The following is a 19,730-nucleotide window of genomic DNA, read 5'->3' on the forward strand; positions in this document are numbered from 1 at the left end:
TTTGGGCTAATAAAAACGAGCGCGGACTCGCTAAAAATAACCGCTACAAATTTAGCTCAAATTTGCCAAAAAAGCAGGCTAAATTTACTCGGCTTTTTTGCAAACGGCGGCCGAGTGCGTGAGTAGATCGTGTAAATTTAGCGCGTCCTTGCGGAAAAAGCAGAGGCAAAGCCCGACGATGCTAACTCCCGCGAGCAAAAAGCAGACGTAGCGGAGCAAAATGCGTATGAAGCCGAGCTTGCGGCCGCTGCGCAGGTCGATGAGATAGATGTTTTGCGAGCGGTAGCCGGGCGTCTGGGCTTTGATCGCAAAAAAGGTGCAGCAGATAAGGCCGACTGCGAGATTTGCCGCAAATATCGCGGTTTGGTTGCGTAAAAAGTCGTCCTTGCCGCCCAAAAAAACATAGGTCGTGAGGTAATATATCGGCATGCCGATCAAAAAAAGATCGACTATAAAGGCCTTTGCTCGCGCACCGATGCCGGCTAGTCGCGCTTTTTGTTTTGCCAAATTTACTCCTTTTTATGCTTTATTCCAGGCGCTCGTTTTGGATTTTGAGCGTCAAATTTGCTCGCTAGCGCCCAAATTTATGTGTTGTAGCGATTTACGGCCTACTTTTACGAACTCTCGTTTCCGTACAGTAAATTTACGGCTCGTTTCCTCGCGCCCGCCGCTTGTGCCGTCTTATCGGCCGACCTTGCTCCGCACATAAACGGAGCCTTGGTTGCGGCCCAATTATGTATTTTCTCGGTGCGGCGCAATTTTTATGGGTACCGCCGCGTCTTTGTTCGTTTTTGGCTGTGCAGCTGTTTGCGATGATCGATAATTTTCGTCTCGCATGTTTTTACTAGGCCTGCTTGCGCTTGATTTATCGCCCGCCCCGCATCGTTTATCAAGCCGTAAGCAAAACTCGGCATTTATCTATTGCCGAAACTATGCGCCGCGTTTAAATTTATAAATTTTAGGACGCACTTTTTGCGGACGTAAATTTACCTAAATCTAAATTTGACGGTTGCCGCTAAATGCACAAGACGGCAGCGTAAATTTAATTTCGCTCCGATTGCGGCTTGCAAAAACGTAGCGGCGGGTTTCGTTTATCGTCAAATTTATCGCTTAAAATATCGCGGAACGCAACACGGCCGAGTCAAATTTGATTTGCGATCGGTTTGCATTCATTTACGCCTGCAAAATCCGTCCAAATTTGCGGGGCTAAATCAAACGTAGCCGCCAAATTTAATAAATTTAGTTGCCTCTGCTGCCCGGTTTTATCGCCTTGCTTCCGTCGGCGCAGAGTGGGCAATTTGCGGGTTCGTAAATCTCAAACTCAAAGTTTCCAAGTGCGAAAAACGGCTTGTCAGCGGGTAGTTTGGCGCTAGCTTTAGCGACGCTGCCCGCTAAATTTGCGACCTTGCAAAAGCCGCGATTGGCAAGTGCGGCAAACGCCACGACCTTGCCGCCTAGGCTCTCGATCACGCGCGCGGCCTCTAGCGCCGAGCCGCCCGTGGTGATGATGTCCTCGCAGACGACGAATCGCTCGCCGTCTTGCACTTCAAAGCCGCGTCGCAGGCTCATCACGCGCTCGACTCGCTCGGTAAAGATAAAGCGCTTTTTTGCCGCGCGAGCTAGCTCGTAGCCGGCCAAAATGCCGCCTAGAGCGGGCGAACAGACGCTGTCAAACTCTACGCCCGATTTTTCGATGACGGCGGCTAGTTCGTCAGCTAGTGCGCCTGCTAACTGCGGATCCTCGAGCACTTTGGCGCTTTGGAGATAAAACTGCGAGTGGTTGCCGCTGCTAAGCAAAAAATGCCCCTGCAAAAACGCGCCCGCGTCCTTGTAAATTTTCTCTAAATCCATCGTTTTTCCTTTGTAAAATTTGAGCGAATTTTACCCTAAGCGCGCTTAAGCTACTATTTTTTGAGCTTTTCATGTCTTGCGATTTTACGTTATTATAAGCCTCTGCCGAGCAAAAATGGCTAGCAATTTTAAATTTGGATATAAATTTTGGTAAAAGCGAGCATGGTATGATAAATTTAAAATTTGGACGAAATAGATAAACGTACTTTTGGGTGTAGTAAAAGCGGACTAAAATTTATGCTAAACGCGAAATAGCGGAGGGTTTTTATAAAAGAAGCGGCTCGTTAAATTTGACGAGCCGTATGTAAATTTTAAACTTTTAAAAGTTCGCTCTCTTTTTCTTTTACGAGCGAGTCGATCTTTGACGTGTAGCTGTCGGTGATCTTTTGGACTTCGTCTTGCCCTTTTTTGCTCTCGTCTTCGGTGATAGCTTTATCTTTTTCTAGCTTTTTTACCTCGTCGTTAGCGTCTTTTCTGATGTTTCTGATGCTGACTTTGGCTTTCTCGCCAAATGCCTTAGCGTGCTTTGCGTTTTCTTGGCGTTGCTCGACCGTCATCGGAGGGAAAAATAGCTTCACGCTCTCGCCGTCGTTGTTCGGATTTACGCCGATATTTGCCGCAGAGATCGCTGCTGTGATGGTTTTTAGCATCGGTTTTTCCCACGGCGTGATGCTTATGGTGCTAGCATCGCTCGTTAGTACGGTGGCGACTTGGTTTAGCGGGGTTTGGCTACCGTAATAATCCACGTAAATATTATCGACTATGCTTATATTTACCTTGCCTGTGCGAAGCGTGCTAAAGTCGCGTTTTAAGCCGTCTATGCACTTGTCGCTATGCTCTTTTTGCTTTTTATAAATTTCATTCAGCATTTATATCCTTTACTAAAATTTTGGTCGTCGTTTTTCCGTTTACTTTAAGGCTCATTCTGACTTTGTATCGGTCGATCGGCTTGTTAAATTTAAGCGTCATCTGTCCGTTTTCAAGCTTGACCTTTTTTGTCTGCTGTCCCGTCATTGAGAAGTATCCGTGCGTCGCATTCTCATCGGTTTTGATGATTATCTCGCTGATTTTATTGTCTTTTGGATAGTCTTGGGGCAGTATCCATTCGGCTTTTAGAAATTTGCTCGCAAGCGCGGACGGTAGGTGCGTGCCGTTCATCGCAGGGATCCTATCTAGTTCGTGCAGATCGCTATCTGCCGCGACTGCGCCCGAGTTTTGGCTGAGTATCACCTCGATGCCGTGTTCTATCGCGACGTCGCGTACCCTGTCGTTATATTCGCCGAAAGGATAGGCGAAATATCGCGGTTTGTAGCCCATATTTTTTTCGAATTTACTTATGCCGTCCTCAAAGTCGTTTTTTAGTTTTTCCTCGTTAAGACCGACCATATGCAAGTGACCGTATGAGTGATAGCCGACTTCGCCGTATTTTTCTATCTCTTTAATCTGCTCAAAGGTCATAAAGTCGCCGTATTTTCGTGCGGTGGCCTCGACGTAGATCATCAGCGCAAACGGATATCCGTACTCTAAAAATATCGGCAAGCCTTTTTCGTAAAAGCTCTTGTAGCCGTCGTCTACCGTTAAAACGACCCAATTATCCGATACCGGCTCGCCGTTTTTTATCGCGTCTACGAGCTTTGAAAGCGGGATGACCTCGTAGCCTTTTTCTTTAAAATAGTCAAACTGTTCGCGTAAATTTTTGCTAGAGATGTTGGTACTCGGGTGTCTATCGTCGTCAAATCTGTGATAGTTAAAGATATGCGCGTCCGCAAGTGCAAACTGCGCCGCCGCAAAAAATGCGAGGGCGGAAACTATTTTTTTCACCGGATGCGCCTTATTTTAGCTCGCTTGACGGAGCCTCAGGGACTGCTGGAGCGCTAGGAGCTTGCGGAACGACTGCCTCTGGAGCCGCAGGTAGCGACGAAGTATCGACGCTATCTATGAGAGATTTGCTGCTTTGCGTGTTGTAAACATAGCTTAGCGCTAGGGTATTTAGGATAAATAAAACGCCCACTACGAAGGTAAATTTAGCCAAAAACCCGGCCGGTCCTTTTGCGCCAAATAGGCTTTCGTTGCTACCGCTATACGCGCCTAGTCCGATAGAGGAGCTTTTCTGAAGCAAAACGGCGATCGTTAAAACTACCGCGAAAATAAACTGCAATACTAAAAAAAGCGAATCCATAAAAATCCTTTTAAATTTTCAAAACTAGTCGCGATTATACTAAAAAAGTTTTGAATTTGGGTTAAATTTCTTTTTCTATCTCATAAAGTTCGTAGCGTACGGCCTTAAAAATCTCGGAAATTTTAACGTCGATGAGCTTAAAGCACTCCTCTAAAACCCTTGCACTTTCTTGCGCGCGTTTAATGTTGGCGGTTTGCAAATCGTCCAAATTTAGGCGGATTTGCTCGTCTTTTAGGCTCGGTTTTAGCACGTCGTTTGCGGCGTCGCGAAATTTTAAGAATTCTTTTTGCGGGATTTTTGCTTTGTGGCGGAGATTTTTGATTTTTTTAGCGAGGGCTAGGTCGTCAAAGCCGTAACGTCTGACGTCCTCGACGACTCTAAGCCCTTCTTTTAAGCGGTTTAAATTTGCGTCTATTACGCGGTAGAGCCGCTCTTCGTTAGTCATCGCTATTAAAAAATCCTAAAATTCTAAGCAATGAAACGAATAAATTTAAGAAATCAAGGTAAAGATCAACTGCGCCCTCGATCGGAGTTTCGTAGTTACCGCGGATGATATTTTGCGTATCGTAAAGGATATATGCGCTAAATAAAACCGCGCCCACGCACGATAACGCTACCTGAAAAATCGGACTTTGGAAGAATAAATTTAGTAGCATAGCCACGAGCAAAACGATAAGCGTGATGAAAAGCATCTTGCCCCACGTCGTAAAGTCGCGCTTGGTGTTCATCGCAAATACGCTAAGTCCGCCAAATGCTACCGTCGTAAGCGTAAAGGCCTGAGCCACTATCGCCGCGCCTCCGGGCATCGCAAAAGTGCGTCCCAAAATAGGCGTAAGCGTAAGTCCGCTAACGAAAGTAAAGGCAAAAAGCAGGATCAAATTTAAGCCCGCTTTGCGTTTAGCAAACATTAAACCGACCAAAAGTCCTAGCTCAAGTATCACAAATAGCCAGTAGTTGCCCGCTACCGTAGCTCCCAGCGAGCTGTAAAGCCCGACGTAAGCTCCGACGCTGGCGGCTAAAAGCGAAGCTGCGAAAAGCTGATAGGTTTGCTTGATAAACGTGCTAAGCGCGCTTTGCGAATATTCGCTCGCAACCTCGTGCTCTCTTGAGTTTGCATAGTTTCTGTCATATAAACTCATTTTTTCTCCTTTTTAAATTTTGATGCAAATTTAGCCAAAAATAGGTAAATAAAATATAAAAGATCGCTGAATTTGACGCGCGAAAAGCATTTTAAAAAATTTTAACGAACTTTGAAACGTTTTTGATATAATATTTATAATTTTTTATACGGGAAAGCAGATGCAAGGTATCTTAGACGGCGCGGTTAAATTTATGGAAGAGGATTTTTTAGAGCATAAGGAGCTTTTTGAAAGCCTGGGCGAGAAGCAGACGCCGCACACTCTTTTTGTCGGCTGTATCGACTCGCGCGTCGTGCCTAGCCTCATAACAAACACGGTTCCGGGCGACCTCGTCGTCGTGCGAAATATCGCAAATATCGTGCCTCCGTACCGCAAAAGCGAGGAGTTTTTGGCTACGACGTCGGCGATCGAGTACGCCTTGCAAACGCTAAACGTGCAAAACGTCATCATCTGCGGGCACAGCAACTGCGGCGGCTGCGCGGCTTTATGGATGGATGAGGCTAAATTTAGCAAAACGCCAAACGTAAAGCGCTGGCTTGATCTACTTGAGCCGGTAAAAAAGCGCGTACAAAAGCTTTTCGGCGACAATATCGCAAAAAGAGAGTGGCTAACCGAGCGCTTAAGCCTCGTAAATTCGTTTGAAAATTTACTGAGCTACCCCGACGTCAAGGCTAAATTTAAAGACGAGGAGCTAAAAATTTACGCCTGGCACTACATAATAGAAACGGGCGAAATCTACAACTATAACTTCGCAACAAAGAGCTTTAAACTGCTAGGAGTCGAGAAATGAGAAAAATTTTAGCCGCCGTTTTTGCACTGTGCTTTGGCTTAAATTTACTAGCAAATACCAAAATCGACGACCTAAACGCCACGGATATCCTAAGTGTCGTAAATCAAATAAACGAAGCAAACGCGCAGATCGCCGTTATCAAGGCTCAGTCGGCCGAAAACAACGAAACCGCCGACAAAAACGTGCTTTTTAGAACGGTCTTAGAGAAAAAAGAAAAACTGATCGAGCAGATCCCCTATCTCGTCATGCAAATCGAAATCGACGAGGAGCAGGTACAAAATTTCAAACAAGATATGCAAGAGTTAGAGACGAAAACCAAAAAGCTAAAAAACTCTAGCAATCAAAATTTATACGTCAAAAATATGCTCGAGCTCGAGCGCATGCGGCTTGACGAGCTGTTTTACTCCTCGCTTTTAAATTTGGAAAATATCTTTAAAGAGGGCGGAAAAGCCGTAAACGTCAAACTTGCCGTCGAGGAGACGCTGCTTAGCTTTCAGACCGAGTTTTACGCGCAGTTTAAGGCCTTTAAAGACTCGCTAAGCGAAGAAGTAGCCTTGGCGCACAAAGGCGAGCTAGATGCGCTAGAAGCGCATAAAAAGACGCTTGAGGAGATACTTCACTATCTGCGCGATAACGCCGAGCTGCTCACGTCAAACTACATCATCTCCGAGCTAAATTTAAAAACGGCGATTGATTTTATCAACGAAAAAGCATCGTTTACGAGCAAATTTAACGTCGGCAAGGCTGCGATTATATTCGTCGTATTTTTGTTTTTTGTCTCGTTTACGACGCTGCTTAGTAAGCTCACGCTGTGGGCGTTAATGAAATTTTTTGTCAAGCACGACTCGGATAGACAGACGAAAGGGCGCATCGTTGAGATCATCAAACGCCCGATGTTGCTCACCCTCATCGCCTATGCGATAGATATTTGCGTCTCGATCGCGTATTATCCGGCTCCTATGCCGATAAAATTTGCAAATTTCCTCACGATCACTTTCGTTATCGCCGTCACGTGGCTCATACTTAGCGTATTAAACGGCTACGGCATGGTGCTCATCAACGAACTCACTAAAAAAAGCGGGCGCAAAGAGGTGATAAATTTGATCCTAAAGATCATTTATTTCATCATCTTTGTTATCGCGCTACTTATCGTGCTTAGCAAGCTCGGCTTTAACGTCAGCGCCATCATCGCGTCTCTTGGTATCGGCGGCCTCGCGGTAGCTCTTGCGACTAAGGATATCTTGGCGAATTTCTTTGCTTCCGTCATGCTGCTCTTTGACAACTCGTTCTCGCAAGGCGACTGGATCGTATGTGGCGATATCGAGGGAACGGTCGTGGAGATCGGACTTAGAAAAACGACCGTGCGAACCTTTGACAACGCCCTTATCTTCGTGCCAAACTCCAAGCTAGCCAGCGATCCGATCCGAAACTGGAGCAGGCGAAAGATGGGACGACGTATAAGGATGCTAATCGGACTAGAATATAGCGCCACGACCGAGCAGATCAAAAAGTGCGTCGATGAGATCAAACAGATGCTAATCGACCATCCAGACATCGCAAAGGGCGACGATATGGGCTCTAAAAAGGCTAGCCGATACGACCGCGGTATCGTCTCGATCGACGATTTGGCGGGGTATAAGTCGAATTTATTCGTCGTAGTGGACGAGTTTGCCGATAGTTCGATAAATATCCTCGTGTACTGCTTTTCAAAGACGATAGTTTGGGGCGAGTTTTTGGCCGTCAAAGAGGACGTGATGCTAAAAATAATGAATATAGTAGAGGCCAACGGGCTTGGATTTGCCTTCCCTAGCCAGAGCCTATACGTCGAAGAAGTGAAAAAATAATTTTAAAGGAGAAAAAATGAGCGAAGAATTTGACTACGAAGAGGAAGATCTAGAGGAGGAATACTCCGAATTTGACGACGAAAGATCCGAGCGATACAGCTACAACTACGACGAGAATGACTACGAATACGGCGACGAAGACGAAGAGGATAGCTACGAGATGTGATTTGCGCTCATATTCGGCTTTGCGTGGTAAATTTGCCGGCAGGCCGAATTTGGAGCGTTTAAATTTAGCTTTTACGAGCAAATTCGGCGCGTGATTTCAGTTAATTTTTGAGCCGAATTTGGACTAACATACGAATTCGTCTTTTTTAATTATCCTAGCAACCGCCGCCTTCAAATTTAGGCATTTATATCTAGCTTTCGGATTTTATTTAGAGCCTCTAAAAGCCTGGTTACGTCCGTTCCTTTTTCTTGTTCGGCTTTGATAAAATTCTCGAAAAACTCGCGTTTTATATCCCTATAAACATAGGTTTGGCTTTTACTCGTCGCTTTGATCGGTTTAAATTTCTTTTCTTTGGCGGCGTCTGCTTGCGCTTCCTCTTTGACCGTTTTGTCAAAATCGCCCTTTTTTAGCGCGATTTTTTGTAGCGCGTCTCCGATACTCTCGCCGTTTTTAAATACGTCTTTTAGAAATTTAAAAAACTCTTTTTTGCTCGCTTCGTCTGCGTAGCTCACGCGAGTTTCGAGATCTTGCCCAAGAAGCGTAATACGCTCTTTTGCGGGCGTTTGGTCGAAATTTAGCGCGCCGTCCTTGAGCGAAATTTTGACGTTTGCGTATTCGCCTAGGATTTTATTTGCCGCGTACTCGAGCCATTTATCTTTAAACTCCTCTTCGCTCATATCTGAATCCAGCAGCTTCGAGGCCTTGGCGTCCATTATCAGGCCGCTGCCGCTACGCATGCCAAGCCCCGGGCCAAACCCGCCCAAATCGACATTAAATTTACTCAAAAACTTATCCACGCTAAAGACGTCCTGTCTAAATATATCGGACGGATCGCCCGCGTGCGCGATCAGAGCTTGCGTGCTATCTACGAAGCTTTTTAGCTCGGCGGCTTGTTCTTTGCTCACGCTTGGATCAAGTCCGTTTAATTTGCCCCAGATGCTGATTTTGTCGTCTCTCGTGTAGCCGCTTAGAGAAAATATCCTCCTTGCAAATACCGGTTCGTCAGGCTTTAGTCCGAGCTCCTTGCGCCAATCATCCACAGTCTTTTTAAACCCCATTTTTACGCCCAGCCACATGCTTAAATTTTTACCCGTTAGTTTTTCTGGATCAACCTTATCCGCCCAAATTTTTAGTTGGTTGTAGTCTAATTCGCTTGGATTTACCGTATCGTAATTAATCTGTACCGTCAAATTTGACATCAAATTCGCCGCTTCTTTTTCCTCACGTGCTTTTAAATTTTGCCCGCGAGCGCCGCTAAAATCTAAATTTGTATTTGCGTTAAATCCGTTTACGCCGCCTATCATCTAAAATCCTTTTAAAATTTGGCTTTCTAACGATATCGGCAAAATTTGAGAAAAATTTAGTGCGAAGAATTTAACGTAGCTTGCTCGTTAGTAAGCAATTTATTTTATTCAAAATCCTTCCGCGGGCTTACGCAGTACGTGCCGCGACCCGAGTGCTTTGCTTTATAAAGAGCATCGTCGGCTCTCTGCAGCAGTAGATCAAAGGAGTTAGGCCCTATCCTGTCCTCTGCGATACCCGCACTCACGCATAGTCTGTTAAATAGCGGATTTTCTTGACAAATTTTAAAAAATCGGTCGATCAAAATTTGCACCCTAGGCGCGATGCTTTGCGCAGTCGCTCCGTCGGTAAATATCGATATAAACTCGTCCCCGCCGATACGCACGTTCATAGCGTCGGCAAAAATTTCCTTTATCAGTCCAGCGATCGCGACCAGGGCTTTGTCGCCCGCCTGATGTCCGTGCTCGTCGTTTACCTGCTTAAAGCGATCCAGATCCATATAAAGTATGCTCATACGCACCGTTTTTAGCCCGTCTAAAAAGGCGTCTAGCTGGTTGCGGTTAGCTAGCCCCGTGAGCTGGTCGTAGTGGGCTAGGTACTCGATGTTTTGCAGATACTCGTGCTCTTTCGTCACGTCGCGCGCGATGCCGACGGTGCCGATGATCGTCTCTCCGTCAAATATCGGCGTTTTATACGTTTTTAGCTTGCTTAGTTTGCCGTCCGCGCGCATAACCTCCTCGTCAAAAAGGCAGGTCTTACGCGCTGCGACGACGTCGTCCTCGGTCTGGACGCAGACGTAGTCCGTTTGCTCGTAGATTTCTCTTGGGATATCCCAGATGTAGTAGTGATCTTTGCCCCGCACGAGCTCTTTTGGCTTGTTTACGACCTCGCAAAACTCGTCGTTTACCTCTAGATGTAGCCCGCCCATATCCTTAAACCAGATCATATCGGGAGATGAGTTTATCAGCGTTTGTAGCCAAGTTTTTTACAGCCACGCTTCTTTGCGCTCGGCGATTAAATTTAGCGCTTTTTCAAAGTAAAAGTCGTCTAAATTTGCGCTTTCAAGCCAAATTTCATCGGCGGCATCTTTTTGCTCGCCGGTTATCTTGTCCGAGTCTCTCGCGTAAATCGCCAAAAAGCCGTTTTCGCCTATGCGGTTTTTTAGCTCGGATAAATTTAATCCGCAGTTCTCGCTTGCGATGATTAGGTATTGGTGTTCGTCAGGGATGGGCGAGGGGATGTCGTGGGCGCTTTGCAGGATCTTAAATTCGTGTTCAAAGCGCGGTCTGGGCGGGATATTTCTGTATTGCTCAAGCTTATTTTTTATATCCTGGGTTAAACAAATATGCAGTTTGACGCGGTACATGATTCCCCCCTTTTTTTTTGTTTTTCGACTATGGTACAGCAGGTCAGCTTTAAAGCGGCTTTTGGGCGGATAGGGGCATGAAATCAAATTTATAAATTTTGACGGTTAATTCGGATGTGAATTCGACGAAAAAAGGCGACGGACTTTGTCGATTTTACAAAATCCGCCGTAACCACAAAAACATCAAGAAATTTAAGCCTGAACACAATATCGGCAACTAAAGGAGTATATAGTTTACGGCGGGTCGCCGAGCCGTATAAGCTCACGCTAGTCGCCGTAAATTTGCAAATTTAAATCAGCCTCCGTACATCAGCCTCGGTAGCCAAAGCGAGATTTCTGGGATGTATGTCACCAGGATGAGTCCGACAAATAGCGTCAAAGTCCACGGCAAGCATGAGACGATGACGTCTTTTAGATTCATGCCGGTTAGGCCGCTTGCGACGAATAAATTTAGTCCGACCGGCGGCGTGATCATGCCGATTTCCATATTCACGATTAGCAGGATGCCAAAGTGCACCGGATCCACGCCTAGCGCAGTCGCGATCGGTAGTAGCAGCGGCACCATGATCATAACGACCGATGACGGCTCCATAAACTGTCCCATGATGAAAAGCAGGACGTTTACGATGATTAGAAAGCCTATTTTGCCGATATTTGCGGCTAGGATGCTGTCCGCTATCGTTTGCGGGATGTTTTCGCTAGTTAGCAGATACGCAAACACGACCGCGTTTGCGATGATGAAAAATATCATCGCCGTCGTGATCGCAGACTCTAGGCAGATATCCCACAGGTCTTTAAATTTGATATCTTTATAAACAAATAGCGAAATAATCAGCGCATATATAGCGCTCGCCGCCGCAGCCTCGGTCGGGGTGAAAATGCCGCCGTAGATACCGCCGATAACGACTACTACGATTAACAGCGCCCAAAACGCCTTGCCGAATTTTTTTACTCGCTCGCTCCAAGGCTCGGGCGTAGTAGCTTTAAATCCAAGCCTTTTTGCTCCGATATAAGTCTGCGCTATCATCATACCGCCTAGCATCAGTCCAGGCACCACGCCCGCCATAAATAGCTGCGCGATACTGACCTCGGCCGTCACGCCGTAAACGATCATAACGACAGAAGGCGGGATCAAAATGCCTAGAGAGCCTGCGGTGGTGATGCCGCCCACGGCGTACTCTTTCGGATAACCCGCTTCTTTAATGGCGACGAACATGATAGAGCCTATCGCTACGACCGTAGCTGGCGAGCTGCCAGAAACTGCGGCAAATATAACGCACGCAAATATCGCGCTCATCGGCAGTCCGCCCGGTAGGTGTCCGACCATGGATTTAGCAAAATCTATAATGCGTCTAGCAGAACCGCCCTTGCTCAGTAAATTTCCGGCTAGGATAAACATCGGGATCGCCATGAGGGCAAATTTATTGATACCGTCAAAGATGAGCTGAGGTATCGTTGCGACGTCAAGATCCGTAAAAAGAAGCATCGTAATAACCGTGCTGGCTCCTAGAGAAACGGCGACGGGAACGCCTATAAGCATAAGGCCAAACAGCGAAATAAACAAAAATGCGATGGTCATAGGCTCTCCTTAGCTTTTCTTGACCGAGTCGCGTATCATCTCGGCTTCGTTGTTTATAATGACTTTATCCGAAGGCGTCATAGCGATCTGGTAAATTTTCTCGCCGGCGCGGTAGCTGGCGCCTAAAAACGCTATCGGAAGTACTAGCATCGGTACCCACTGCGGCACGCCTAGATCCACGCTTATGAAATCAAGCTCGTACATCACCTGCAGATACTGCACGCTATAAACCACGACGAACATCAAAAATACCGTCGTTAGGATGTTTGCGAAGATGAGGTAGGCTTTGGCGATAGGAGCGGGAAATCTCTCGATCAAAATCGTAACCGAGATATGTATGCCTTTTCTAAAGCCGTAAGCGGCGGCAAAAAACGCCGACCAGATAAAAAGATAGTTAGTTAGCTCGCCCGCCCACGACCAGCCTGTGTTAAAGCAGTATCTCATCACTACGTTAACAAAGGCTAGCAGCGTGCCTGCGGCGATGCCTAGCACAGCTACGGTTTTGTTTACCGAGGCGATGCCGACATCTAAAATCTCAAAAAATTTACCCATAAAAGCCTACTTCGTATTTATCGTTTTTTCTACTAGGTCTTGACCGATCACGTTGTAGAAGTTCGGATAAATCGGCTTCATAGCCTCTGCCCATTTGCTCTTTTGATCGGCGTTTAGCTCGATTATCTCAAGCTTTTTGCTCTCGCTTGCGAATTTTTTAAGCTCGCTTAAGATGTGCTCCTCTTCTTTAGCCGTCTCTTCGCGCTCATAAGCCGTAGCCTCTTTTAGAGCTTGCGTTACGTGAGCCTTCATATCATCAGGCAAACCTTTCCAAAATTTCTCGCTCATAACGACTAAATATCCCAAATATCCGTGGCCTGATAGCGTTAAAGAGCTTTGCGCTTCGTAAAATTTGGAGTTATAGAAATTTGAAAGCGGGTTTTCCGTCGCATCGACTACGCCTTGTTGAAGGGCTGGATAAACCTCTGAAAACGGCAATACTTGCGGGTTGCCGCCGACTACTTTGATCTGCTCTTCAAGCACTTTTGAGCTTTGGATACGGAATTTTTGCCCCTTAGCGTCCTCAGGCTCTACGATAGGCTTTTTGCTTGAGCTAAAGTGCTTAAATCCCGCGTCCCAAAAATCAAGCGCGATGAAGCCTTTTTTAGCGATCATATCTTTTAGAGCTTGTCCGACTTCGCCGTCTTGAACAGCGTAAAGATGAGCGTTGTCTCTAAAGATAAACGGCAGGTCAAATAGCTGAAACTGCGGTACTATCGGCGTAAATTTAGAAAAACTAGGCGCAGCCATCTGTACGTTGCCAAGCTTTAGCGCTCCAAAAACTCTATCGTCGTCCATCAGCGATGCGGCAGGATATACCTCTACCTTGATCGCTCCGCCGCTAAGCTCGCCGACACGTTTAGCAAAAAAATCGGCAGCCTTGCCTTTTGGCGTAGAGGCGGCCACTACGTGGGCAAATTTGATCGTGTATGTTTTGCCTGCGGCAAACGCGCTGCCCGCAAGCGCGCAAGAAAGAAGCAGTGCGGAAAGTAACTTAATTTTCATCTGTGATCCTTTTTAAAAGATTAGCTAGTTCAGCTAGGTGCAATTATAATTCATAAAAAAGCGGCTGCGTGAAAATGTTTCGACTTTTTGCAATAAATTTCAAATTTGTGTGTAAATAAGTAACAATATCTCAAATTTGACCGTCAAATTTGAGAGCAGGCCAAAGTAAAATCTAACGCTAAAAAGACTAAATGTTACGAAAATACACATTATTTTATCAAATTTGACCTTTTTGTGCGGCGAGAGGAGTTAAATTTGATAAAACGGAAGCATAGGCGGGTTAGTTTGCGCGTTAATAAATTAATTACTATTTTATTGCTATAATACGGATAAATTTTATTACAAAGGAAAAATTATGTTTGAACTTAGAAAACTGCCTTTCGATCCGAAAGCAAACGCAGTCGTTAGCGAGGAAACCTGTAGTTACCACCACGGCAAACACCACCAAACCTACGTCAATAACTTAAATAATTTGATAAAAGGTACCGAGTTTGAGGGCGCTAGCCTCTTTGATATCCTGACAAAAAGCTCCGGCGGCGTGTTTAACAACGCGGCCCAGGTCTATAACCACGACTTTTACTGGGATTGCATCGCGAAAAAAAGCCAAATGAGCGACGAGCTAAAAGCTCGCTTGGAAAAAGATATTCCAAATTTTAAAGAGGAGTTTTTAAAGGCTGCGACTACGCTTTTTGGCTCCGGCTGGGCGTGGCTAGTTTATAATCCAAAAGAGGACAAACTTCAAATCGTACAAACAAGCAACGCGCAAACTCCGGTAACGGACGGCTTCGTGCCGCTTCTAGTCGCGGACGTTTGGGAGCACGCATACTACGTCGACTACAGAAACGCGCGCCCGGCGTATTTGGAAAAGTTGTTTGAAAATATCAACTGGGATTTCGTCTCGAGCGCTTACGAGTGGGCGCTAAAAGAGGGGCTAAATTCGGTTAAATTTTACGTTTCCGAGCTTCATGGCGGTGCTAAATCTTGCTGCGGTTGCGGTTGTCATTAATGCCGAAAATTCGCCGGTTTCGCGAGTTTTTTAAGAGCGGCGATAAATTTGCGGCGGCTTGTTTTTCTAAACAAGCGTAAGCCCGCGAGTAAATTTAGCCTTGAGCAACGACTCCTTCTTGGCTAAGTTTACTTTATATAAACTATTTTGAAGTAATATTCGAGTCTCATTTCACAAAAAAGGACGAAAATGAAGAAGTTTTTAGTTTCATCTTTGGCGGCTTTTGCTGCAGTTGCTATGCTTAGCGGTTGCCACGCGCACAAAAGCGAGAGCGCAAACAAAGCGCAAATCACCAAATCAGAAGCTGAAGTTATTAAATTTACGGGCGTAAACGACCCGAAATACATCGTTAGACTAAGCTCTACCGATAAATTTAACACCGCGTTGCTAGAAGACAGCAAAGGTCACAAAATCAACCTTAAAAACGCAGTCACAGCAAGCGGCGTAAGACTAGCGAACGACGATATCGGTACAGAGATAACGTTTAAACGCGGCGAAGGTATCCTAAACCTTGCAAAAGGCGGCGAGGATATTTTCTTAAGATACGACGAATAAAAACTTTCCCGCCGAATTTTACGGCGGGGCTCTCTCCTGCTCAAATTTATCAAATTTAACTCCCGCAAAATCTCGTCAAATTTGAACTTTCGCTTGCTTTATAGCTCTATTTTAAATTTGCTCAAATTTAATATCTCTTATCAAAAACGGCTCTGTCTTAAAATTTATTAGCTCTCTATAAAATCCCTAAATATACGCGCTTTCAAAGCTATTTTAAACTTAAAAATGACATTTTCAAAATGCCCGGAGAGCAAATTTTGGTCACTAAATTTTAAGCCAACTTTGCCTATACTTTCGTCAAATTTACCACCAAAATTTAACGTAAGGAACGAAATGAAATTTATCCTAAAACGCGACGGCACGAAGCAAGAATACCTCCCGTATAAAATCCAAGACGCGATCAAAAAAGCCTTTGAAAGCGAGTCAAAAGAGTACGACGACAAGGTCTTTTTAGACGTGATGGGGCACGTGTTTGATAGCGAAGTTTTGAGCGTCGAGGACGTGCAAGACTACATCGAAAAGGCGCTTTTTAATGCGGGGCACTTCGACGTGATGAAGAGCTTTATGCTCTACCGCCACACGCACAAGCTTCAGCGCGAGCAAATTTTAGGACTAAACGAAGATACGACCTACATCAACTCCACCCAAACCATCAGCGAGTACATCAACGGCACCGACTGGCGAATTCTCGCCAACTCAAATACTAGCTACTCAAACGCCGGCCTCATCAACAACACCGCGGGCAAGGTCATCGCCAACTACTGGCTAGATAAGGTGTATAGCAAAGAAGAGGGGCTCGCGCACCGAAACGGCGACTATCACATCCACGATCTTGACTGCCTCACCGGCTACTGCGCTGGCTGGAGCCTAAGGGCGCTTTTAAACGAGGGCTTTAACGGCGTGCGCGGCAGAGTCGAGAGTAAGGCGCCCAAGCACTTCCGCGAAGCGCTTTATCAGATGGCAAATTTCCTAGGAATTTTACAAAGCGAGTGGGCGGGCGCGCAGGCGTTTAGCAGCTTTGACACATATCTTGCACCTTACGTTTTTCGCGACAAGCTAAGCGACAAAGAGATCAAAAAGGCGATAACGAGCTTTATCTTTAACCTAAATGTGCCGGCTCGCTGGGGCCAGAGTCCGTTTACCAACGTAACGATCGATATCACCTGCCCGTCCGATCTGCGCGACCAGATCCCTACGCGCGAGGATAGGCATATATTTAGCGATCTAGAGGATGCCGAGCTAGCGCAGGAGGCCGCCAAGCGCGGCTTTAACAAGCTAACCGATATGACCTACCGCGCCTTTGAGCCAGAGATGAACCGCATCGACAAGGCGTTTTACGAGATCATGACCGAGGGCGACAAGTGCTCGCAGCCATTTACTTTCCCGATTCCGACGGTAAATATCACCGAGGACTTCGACTGGGACAGTGAGGTGGCGAAGGTGCTTTTTGAAAACACGGCGAAAATGGGCTCGAGCTATTTTCAAAATTTCGTCGGCAGCCAGTATACGACCGATGAAAACGGCAACCGCGTCGCAAACGACAAAGCCTATAAACCCGGCCACGTACGCTCGATGTGCTGCCGCTTGCAGCTAGATTTGCGCGAGTTGCTAAAGCGCGGCGGAGGGCTGTTCGGTAGTGCAGAGATGACCGGCAGCATCGGCGTCGTGACGCTAAATTTAGCTCGCTTGGGCTATCTATATAAAGGCGATAAAAAGGGGCTCTACACGCGCCTTGAGTATCTGCTAAATTTAGCCAAATCCACGCTCGAAAAAAAGCGCGCCTTTATCCAGGAGATGTACGAGCGCGGCCTATATCCGTACACCGCACGCTATCTAAAGCACTTTAACAACCACTTTAGCACCATCGGCATCAACGGCATGAACGAGCTTTTGCGAAATTTCACGAACGACAAGGAAAACATAGCGACCGATTTTGGGCGAGAATTTGCGATCGAGATGATAGAGTTTTTGCGCGGTAAAATTCGCGAATTTCAAGAGAGCACAGGCAACCTTTATAATCTCGAAGCCACGCCTGCCGAAGGCACTACATATCGCTTTGCTAAAGAGGATAAAAAGCGATATCCCGATATCATCCAAGCAGGATCTGGCGAAAATATCTACTACACCAACTCCACGCAGCTACCGGCAAATTTCACCGACGACGCGTTCGAGGCGCTCGATCTGCAAGACGAACTGCAAAGCTCCTACACCGGCGGTACGGTGCTGCACCTGTATATGAAGGAGCGTATCAGCTCGGCTGCGGCCTGCAAGGATCTCGTGCGCGGCGTGGTAAACAACTACAAGCTACCCTATATCACGATAACGCCGGTCTTTAGCGTCTGCGCCAAACACGGCTACATCAGCGGCGAGCACGAATACTGCCCGAAATGCGACGAGGAGCTTTTGGCTAAATTTAAGGCTGAAAATAGCGTAAAATAGGATAAATTTGAGCGGCGAAGCTAGGCTTTACCGCTCAAATTTGACTCCGTGTTTCATATAAAATCAAAATTTAACTAAATTTGGCCTCGCCCGAGTCAAAATAGGCGGGGCAAATTTGATCATTTCACGCCGAGCGCTTTGATTTGGCTTATCGCACGGCGTTATGTATAAGAAGTAAAATTTAGATGCGAAGACTGCGAGATAATTTAAATCGGCTTTATCGGCAGTCAAAATTTAACCGCCGATAAAGCCCGCTATCTATTTATTTTTTAAAGAAAATTCTATCAGCCCGTCCAACCAAGCTTGATGGCCGTTTAGCATAGGATTTGGTCTGGTTTTGGCAAGCTCTACCGCGGGTTTGCCGTTTTGAGTCTCTTGGGTCAAAATTCTCACCCTGCCTCCCGGAAGTTCCTCCAAAAGCCACGCGTGAATGACGTCTAGCCTCTCGTCTTTATTTTTAGTCTCGTTCCAGCCATGCCAAGCTATACGCGCAGGCTCTCCGTCAAAAGAGGGCACGAATTCTGTGATCTTAGCCTCGATCGGAAACCCAAAAGTTTTAAATTTAAACCTAGAGTTTTCTTTTAAACGAGCACCTTCTTGATCGTAAAACCCCACGTCCGCCATATTTGAGTAGTATTTCGTCCAAATCGCGGTGTTTACTAAATTTTCCCAAACGTCGCTTAAAGACAGCCCCTTTATTATCATCTCATTTGATACAAAATTATCCGCAAATCTCGGAACAAAGCCCTTTGGCCATACTATTTGATGCATTATTTTCCTCTTTTTTCTAGTTCTTTTACTATCGTCAAGCCTACGCTTTTTGACGACATAGGGTTTTGACCGGTGATTAGATTGCCGCTAACTTCTACGTGACCGCTCCATTTTGCTCCCGCGACGAAATTTGCGCCTTTTTTCGTAAGCTCTGTTTCTAGCATAAACGGCAACTCATTTTCAGGGACTACTTTTGCCGTATTTTCCTCGTCGTTTGTGAAGCTGGTTAGGGTTTTGCCTTTGACAAACGGCGTGCCATCGGCTAAATTTACGTTTATTAGGCTTGCAGGGCCGTGGCAAATTGACGCGACTATCTTATTTTGGTTCGCGAAATACTCTATGGCTTTGATGGCGTCTTTGCTCTTTGGCAAGTCATACATAGCTCCGTGTCCGCCCGGGATATAAACCGCGTCAAATTTCGTTAGATCGACGTCACTTATCTTTACGCTATATTTTAAAGACTCAAGCTCTTTTCCCCATTTTTGTTTATCTTTGGGCATGCTTCTTGGATCGATAGGTATCTCTTTACCGTCAATCGTAGCGACGGTTACGTTGTAGCCTTGCTCTTGGAAAATTTGATACGGCACTGCGTACTCCTCAAACCAAACGCCAGTTTTTTGATGATCGCTAACATCAGAAAACGTCGTAACAACGATTAATATTGAAAAAATCGTATTCATACTCTCTCCTTGTTAAAATTTAAGCGGAATATTATCACGTATGGTGTATTATGTCAAGTATGTACAAAAAAGTATTATACATACTAAAAGGTAAGAATTATGGCAAAAAAGGCAACTTACAACTGCGGCTTTGAGCTAACTTTAGAGTTAGTCGGCGGAAAATGGAAGGGTTTGATCCTTTGGAAACTGAATGAAAAAGGCACGTTAAGATACGGCGAGCTGGGGCGAGAGATAAAAGATATCACGCAAAAAATGCTAACTACGCAGCTAAAAGAGCTCGAAGAGAGCGGTCTTGTTATAAGAACGGTCTATAATCAAATCCCGCCCAAGGTCGAATACTCGCTGAGCGAATGCGGAAAAGAGCTTAGCGATATCTTTATAGCGATGAAAGAGTGGGGAGTAAAATACGCGAAAAACAACGATATCGAAGTTTTATGCGAATTGTAGATTGGTTGGTTTATGGGCTTTGCGGCAAAATTTAAAGCGCGCTCAAATTTGATTAACTA

The 19,730-nt window shown here is 45.8% G+C and carries 22 protein-coding genes; 7 read left to right on the forward strand and 15 right to left on the reverse strand.

From position 1 onward, the window contains the following. Window positions 1-84: 84 nt before the first annotated feature. The 7 genes from H7R39_RS05830 to H7R39_RS05860 all read right to left on the reverse strand — a co-directional run bounded on the left by H7R39_RS05830 (window position 85) and on the right by H7R39_RS05860 (window position 5,169). On the reverse strand, window positions 85-507 hold the full coding sequence (locus H7R39_RS05830) for an RDD family protein (RefSeq protein ID WP_185898342.1): 423 nt from the start codon (window positions 505-507) through the stop codon (window positions 85-87). Window positions 508-1,239: 732 nt separating this feature from the next. Further along, window positions 1,240-1,851, reverse strand: coding sequence for an orotate phosphoribosyltransferase (gene pyrE / locus H7R39_RS05835; protein ID WP_185898343.1), 612 nt, complete (start codon window positions 1,849-1,851; stop codon window positions 1,240-1,242). A gap of 311 nt (window positions 1,852-2,162) precedes the next feature. Beyond that, window positions 2,163-2,720 (reverse strand): ribosome recycling factor, encoded by a 558-nt coding sequence (gene frr / locus H7R39_RS05840; protein ID WP_185898344.1) that lies wholly within the window; start codon window positions 2,718-2,720, stop codon window positions 2,163-2,165. After that, entirely contained in the window at window positions 2,710-3,672 is a 963-nt protein-coding gene (locus tag H7R39_RS05845) for a polysaccharide deacetylase family protein (protein ID WP_185898345.1), read from the reverse strand. The genes frr and H7R39_RS05845 overlap by 11 nt, the downstream gene beginning before the upstream one ends. A gap of 10 nt (window positions 3,673-3,682) precedes the next feature. Then, window positions 3,683-4,030 (reverse strand): preprotein translocase subunit SecG, encoded by a 348-nt coding sequence (gene secG / locus H7R39_RS05850; protein ID WP_185898346.1) that lies wholly within the window; start codon window positions 4,028-4,030, stop codon window positions 3,683-3,685. A gap of 61 nt (window positions 4,031-4,091) precedes the next feature. Next, complete coding sequence (locus H7R39_RS05855; RefSeq protein ID WP_185898347.1) at window positions 4,092-4,475, reverse strand: thiamine-phosphate pyrophosphorylase; 384 nt, start codon at window positions 4,473-4,475, stop codon at window positions 4,092-4,094. Further along, window positions 4,468-5,169 (reverse strand): Bax inhibitor-1/YccA family protein, encoded by a 702-nt coding sequence (locus H7R39_RS05860; protein ID WP_185898348.1) that lies wholly within the window; start codon window positions 5,167-5,169, stop codon window positions 4,468-4,470. The genes H7R39_RS05855 and H7R39_RS05860 overlap by 8 nt, the downstream gene beginning before the upstream one ends. Before the next feature lie 160 nt (window positions 5,170-5,329). On the opposite strand from H7R39_RS05860, the gene H7R39_RS05865 reads away from it, so the two are divergent. From H7R39_RS05865 to H7R39_RS05875, 3 genes are read left to right on the forward strand one after another with little or no spacing between them, the layout of a single operon-like run. Continuing rightward, on the forward strand, window positions 5,330-5,959 hold the full coding sequence (locus H7R39_RS05865) for a carbonic anhydrase (protein ID WP_185898349.1): 630 nt from the start codon (window positions 5,330-5,332) through the stop codon (window positions 5,957-5,959). After that, window positions 5,956-7,803, forward strand: a complete 1,848-nt coding sequence (locus H7R39_RS05870) for a mechanosensitive ion channel domain-containing protein (RefSeq protein WP_185898350.1) — start codon at window positions 5,956-5,958, stop codon at window positions 7,801-7,803. The genes H7R39_RS05865 and H7R39_RS05870 overlap by 4 nt, the downstream gene beginning before the upstream one ends. A gap of 16 nt (window positions 7,804-7,819) precedes the next feature. Further along, the gene (locus H7R39_RS05875; protein ID WP_009494881.1) at window positions 7,820-7,969 is read left to right on the forward strand and encodes a hypothetical protein; all 150 of its coding nucleotides are present in this window, start codon (window positions 7,820-7,822) and stop codon (window positions 7,967-7,969) included. 176 nt (window positions 7,970-8,145) lie between these two features. Here the strand turns inward: H7R39_RS05875 and H7R39_RS05880 are convergent, their stop codons facing one another. The 6 genes from H7R39_RS05880 to H7R39_RS05900 form a co-directional block, all read right to left on the reverse strand. Beyond that, window positions 8,146-9,273: a hypothetical protein gene (locus H7R39_RS05880; protein WP_185898351.1), complete on the reverse strand. Its 1,128-nt coding sequence runs from the start codon at window positions 9,271-9,273 to the stop codon at window positions 8,146-8,148. Between the two features lie 104 nt (window positions 9,274-9,377). Continuing rightward, complete coding sequence (locus H7R39_RS11630) at window positions 9,378-10,199, reverse strand: sensor domain-containing diguanylate cyclase (RefSeq protein WP_407644564.1); 822 nt, start codon at window positions 10,197-10,199, stop codon at window positions 9,378-9,380. Window positions 10,200-10,256: 57 nt separating this feature from the next. Continuing rightward, on the reverse strand, window positions 10,257-10,637 hold the full coding sequence (locus tag H7R39_RS11290) for a hypothetical protein (protein ID WP_228724733.1): 381 nt from the start codon (window positions 10,635-10,637) through the stop codon (window positions 10,257-10,259). 295 nt (window positions 10,638-10,932) lie between these two features. Next, complete coding sequence (locus H7R39_RS05890) at window positions 10,933-12,216, reverse strand: TRAP transporter large permease (RefSeq protein WP_185898352.1); 1,284 nt, start codon at window positions 12,214-12,216, stop codon at window positions 10,933-10,935. 9 nt (window positions 12,217-12,225) lie between these two features. Then, the gene (locus tag H7R39_RS05895) at window positions 12,226-12,768 is read right to left on the reverse strand and encodes a TRAP transporter small permease (protein WP_185898353.1); all 543 of its coding nucleotides are present in this window, start codon (window positions 12,766-12,768) and stop codon (window positions 12,226-12,228) included. 6 nt (window positions 12,769-12,774) lie between these two features. Beyond that, window positions 12,775-13,773 carry a DctP family TRAP transporter solute-binding subunit gene (locus H7R39_RS05900; RefSeq protein WP_185898354.1) on the reverse strand — a complete coding sequence of 333 codons (999 nt, stop codon included), beginning with the start codon at window positions 13,771-13,773 and terminating at the stop codon, window positions 12,775-12,777. A 355-nt stretch (window positions 13,774-14,128) separates the two neighbouring features. Between H7R39_RS05900 and sodB the strand changes: the two genes are divergently transcribed. The 3 genes from sodB (at window position 14,129) to H7R39_RS05915 (ending at window position 17,773) form a co-directional block, all read left to right on the forward strand. Continuing rightward, a complete protein-coding gene (sodB, locus tag H7R39_RS05905; protein WP_185898355.1) occupies window positions 14,129-14,779 on the forward strand; it encodes a superoxide dismutase [Fe] in 651 nt (216 codons plus the stop codon). A gap of 189 nt (window positions 14,780-14,968) precedes the next feature. Continuing rightward, entirely contained in the window at window positions 14,969-15,334 is a 366-nt protein-coding gene (locus H7R39_RS05910) for a hypothetical protein (protein ID WP_185898356.1), read from the forward strand. 333 nt (window positions 15,335-15,667) lie between these two features. Then, window positions 15,668-17,773: a ribonucleoside triphosphate reductase gene (locus H7R39_RS05915; protein ID WP_185898357.1), complete on the forward strand. Its 2,106-nt coding sequence runs from the start codon at window positions 15,668-15,670 to the stop codon at window positions 17,771-17,773. Window positions 17,774-18,031: 258 nt separating this feature from the next. On the opposite strand, the gene H7R39_RS05920 is transcribed toward H7R39_RS05915, so the two are convergent. Beyond that, window positions 18,032-18,544, reverse strand: coding sequence for an SRPBCC family protein (locus H7R39_RS05920; protein ID WP_185898358.1), 513 nt, complete (start codon window positions 18,542-18,544; stop codon window positions 18,032-18,034). Next, window positions 18,544-19,224 carry a type 1 glutamine amidotransferase domain-containing protein gene (locus H7R39_RS05925; protein WP_185898359.1) on the reverse strand — a complete coding sequence of 227 codons (681 nt, stop codon included), beginning with the start codon at window positions 19,222-19,224 and terminating at the stop codon, window positions 18,544-18,546. Before H7R39_RS05925 ends, H7R39_RS05920 begins: the two co-directional genes overlap by 1 nt. A 99-nt stretch (window positions 19,225-19,323) precedes the next feature. Here H7R39_RS05925 and H7R39_RS05930 point away from each other — a divergent pair, with 99 nt between their 5' ends. Continuing rightward, window positions 19,324-19,671 carry a winged helix-turn-helix transcriptional regulator gene (locus tag H7R39_RS05930; protein ID WP_185898360.1) on the forward strand — a complete coding sequence of 116 codons (348 nt, stop codon included), beginning with the start codon at window positions 19,324-19,326 and terminating at the stop codon, window positions 19,669-19,671. The last annotated feature ends 59 nt before the right edge of the window (window positions 19,672-19,730 follow it).

The organism is Campylobacter massiliensis, assembly GCF_014253065.1.
Classification (GTDB): Bacteria; Campylobacterota; Campylobacteria; order Campylobacterales; family Campylobacteraceae; genus Campylobacter_A; species Campylobacter_A massiliensis.

Excerpts from the sequence above, each read along its gene's own strand:
- H7R39_RS05865 (WP_185898349.1), top strand. The coding sequence starts at position 5,330 with ATGCAAGGTATCTTAGACGGCGCGGTTAAATTTATGGAAGAGGATTTT.
- frr (WP_185898344.1), bottom strand. The coding sequence starts at position 2,720 with ATGCTGAATGAAATTTATAAAAAGCAAAAAGAGCATAGCGACAAGTGC.
- secG (WP_185898346.1), bottom strand. The coding sequence starts at position 4,030 with ATGGATTCGCTTTTTTTAGTATTGCAGTTTATTTTCGCGGTAGTTTTA.
- H7R39_RS05875 (WP_009494881.1), top strand. The coding sequence starts at position 7,820 with ATGAGCGAAGAATTTGACTACGAAGAGGAAGATCTAGAGGAGGAATAC.
- H7R39_RS05915 (WP_185898357.1), top strand. The coding sequence starts at position 15,668 with ATGAAATTTATCCTAAAACGCGACGGCACGAAGCAAGAATACCTCCCG.
- H7R39_RS05900 (WP_185898354.1), bottom strand. The coding sequence starts at position 13,773 with ATGAAAATTAAGTTACTTTCCGCACTGCTTCTTTCTTGCGCGCTTGCG.
- H7R39_RS11290 (WP_228724733.1), bottom strand. The coding sequence starts at position 10,637 with ATGTACCGCGTCAAACTGCATATTTGTTTAACCCAGGATATAAAAAAT.
- H7R39_RS05860 (WP_185898348.1), bottom strand. The coding sequence starts at position 5,169 with ATGAGTTTATATGACAGAAACTATGCAAACTCAAGAGAGCACGAGGTT.
- H7R39_RS05880 (WP_185898351.1), bottom strand. The coding sequence starts at position 9,273 with ATGATAGGCGGCGTAAACGGATTTAACGCAAATACAAATTTAGATTTT.
- H7R39_RS05910 (WP_185898356.1), top strand. The coding sequence starts at position 14,969 with ATGAAGAAGTTTTTAGTTTCATCTTTGGCGGCTTTTGCTGCAGTTGCT.
- H7R39_RS05920 (WP_185898358.1), bottom strand. The coding sequence starts at position 18,544 with ATGCATCAAATAGTATGGCCAAAGGGCTTTGTTCCGAGATTTGCGGAT.
- H7R39_RS05855 (WP_185898347.1), bottom strand. The coding sequence starts at position 4,475 with ATGACTAACGAAGAGCGGCTCTACCGCGTAATAGACGCAAATTTAAAC.
- H7R39_RS05930 (WP_185898360.1), top strand. The coding sequence starts at position 19,324 with ATGGCAAAAAAGGCAACTTACAACTGCGGCTTTGAGCTAACTTTAGAG.
- sodB (WP_185898355.1), top strand. The coding sequence starts at position 14,129 with ATGTTTGAACTTAGAAAACTGCCTTTCGATCCGAAAGCAAACGCAGTC.
- H7R39_RS05925 (WP_185898359.1), bottom strand. The coding sequence starts at position 19,224 with ATGAATACGATTTTTTCAATATTAATCGTTGTTACGACGTTTTCTGAT.
- H7R39_RS11630 (WP_407644564.1), bottom strand. The coding sequence starts at position 10,199 with ATGGGCGGGCTACATCTAGAGGTAAACGACGAGTTTTGCGAGGTCGTA.
- H7R39_RS05870 (WP_185898350.1), top strand. The coding sequence starts at position 5,956 with ATGAGAAAAATTTTAGCCGCCGTTTTTGCACTGTGCTTTGGCTTAAAT.
- pyrE (WP_185898343.1), bottom strand. The coding sequence starts at position 1,851 with ATGGATTTAGAGAAAATTTACAAGGACGCGGGCGCGTTTTTGCAGGGG.
- H7R39_RS05895 (WP_185898353.1), bottom strand. The coding sequence starts at position 12,768 with ATGGGTAAATTTTTTGAGATTTTAGATGTCGGCATCGCCTCGGTAAAC.
- H7R39_RS05890 (WP_185898352.1), bottom strand. The coding sequence starts at position 12,216 with ATGACCATCGCATTTTTGTTTATTTCGCTGTTTGGCCTTATGCTTATA.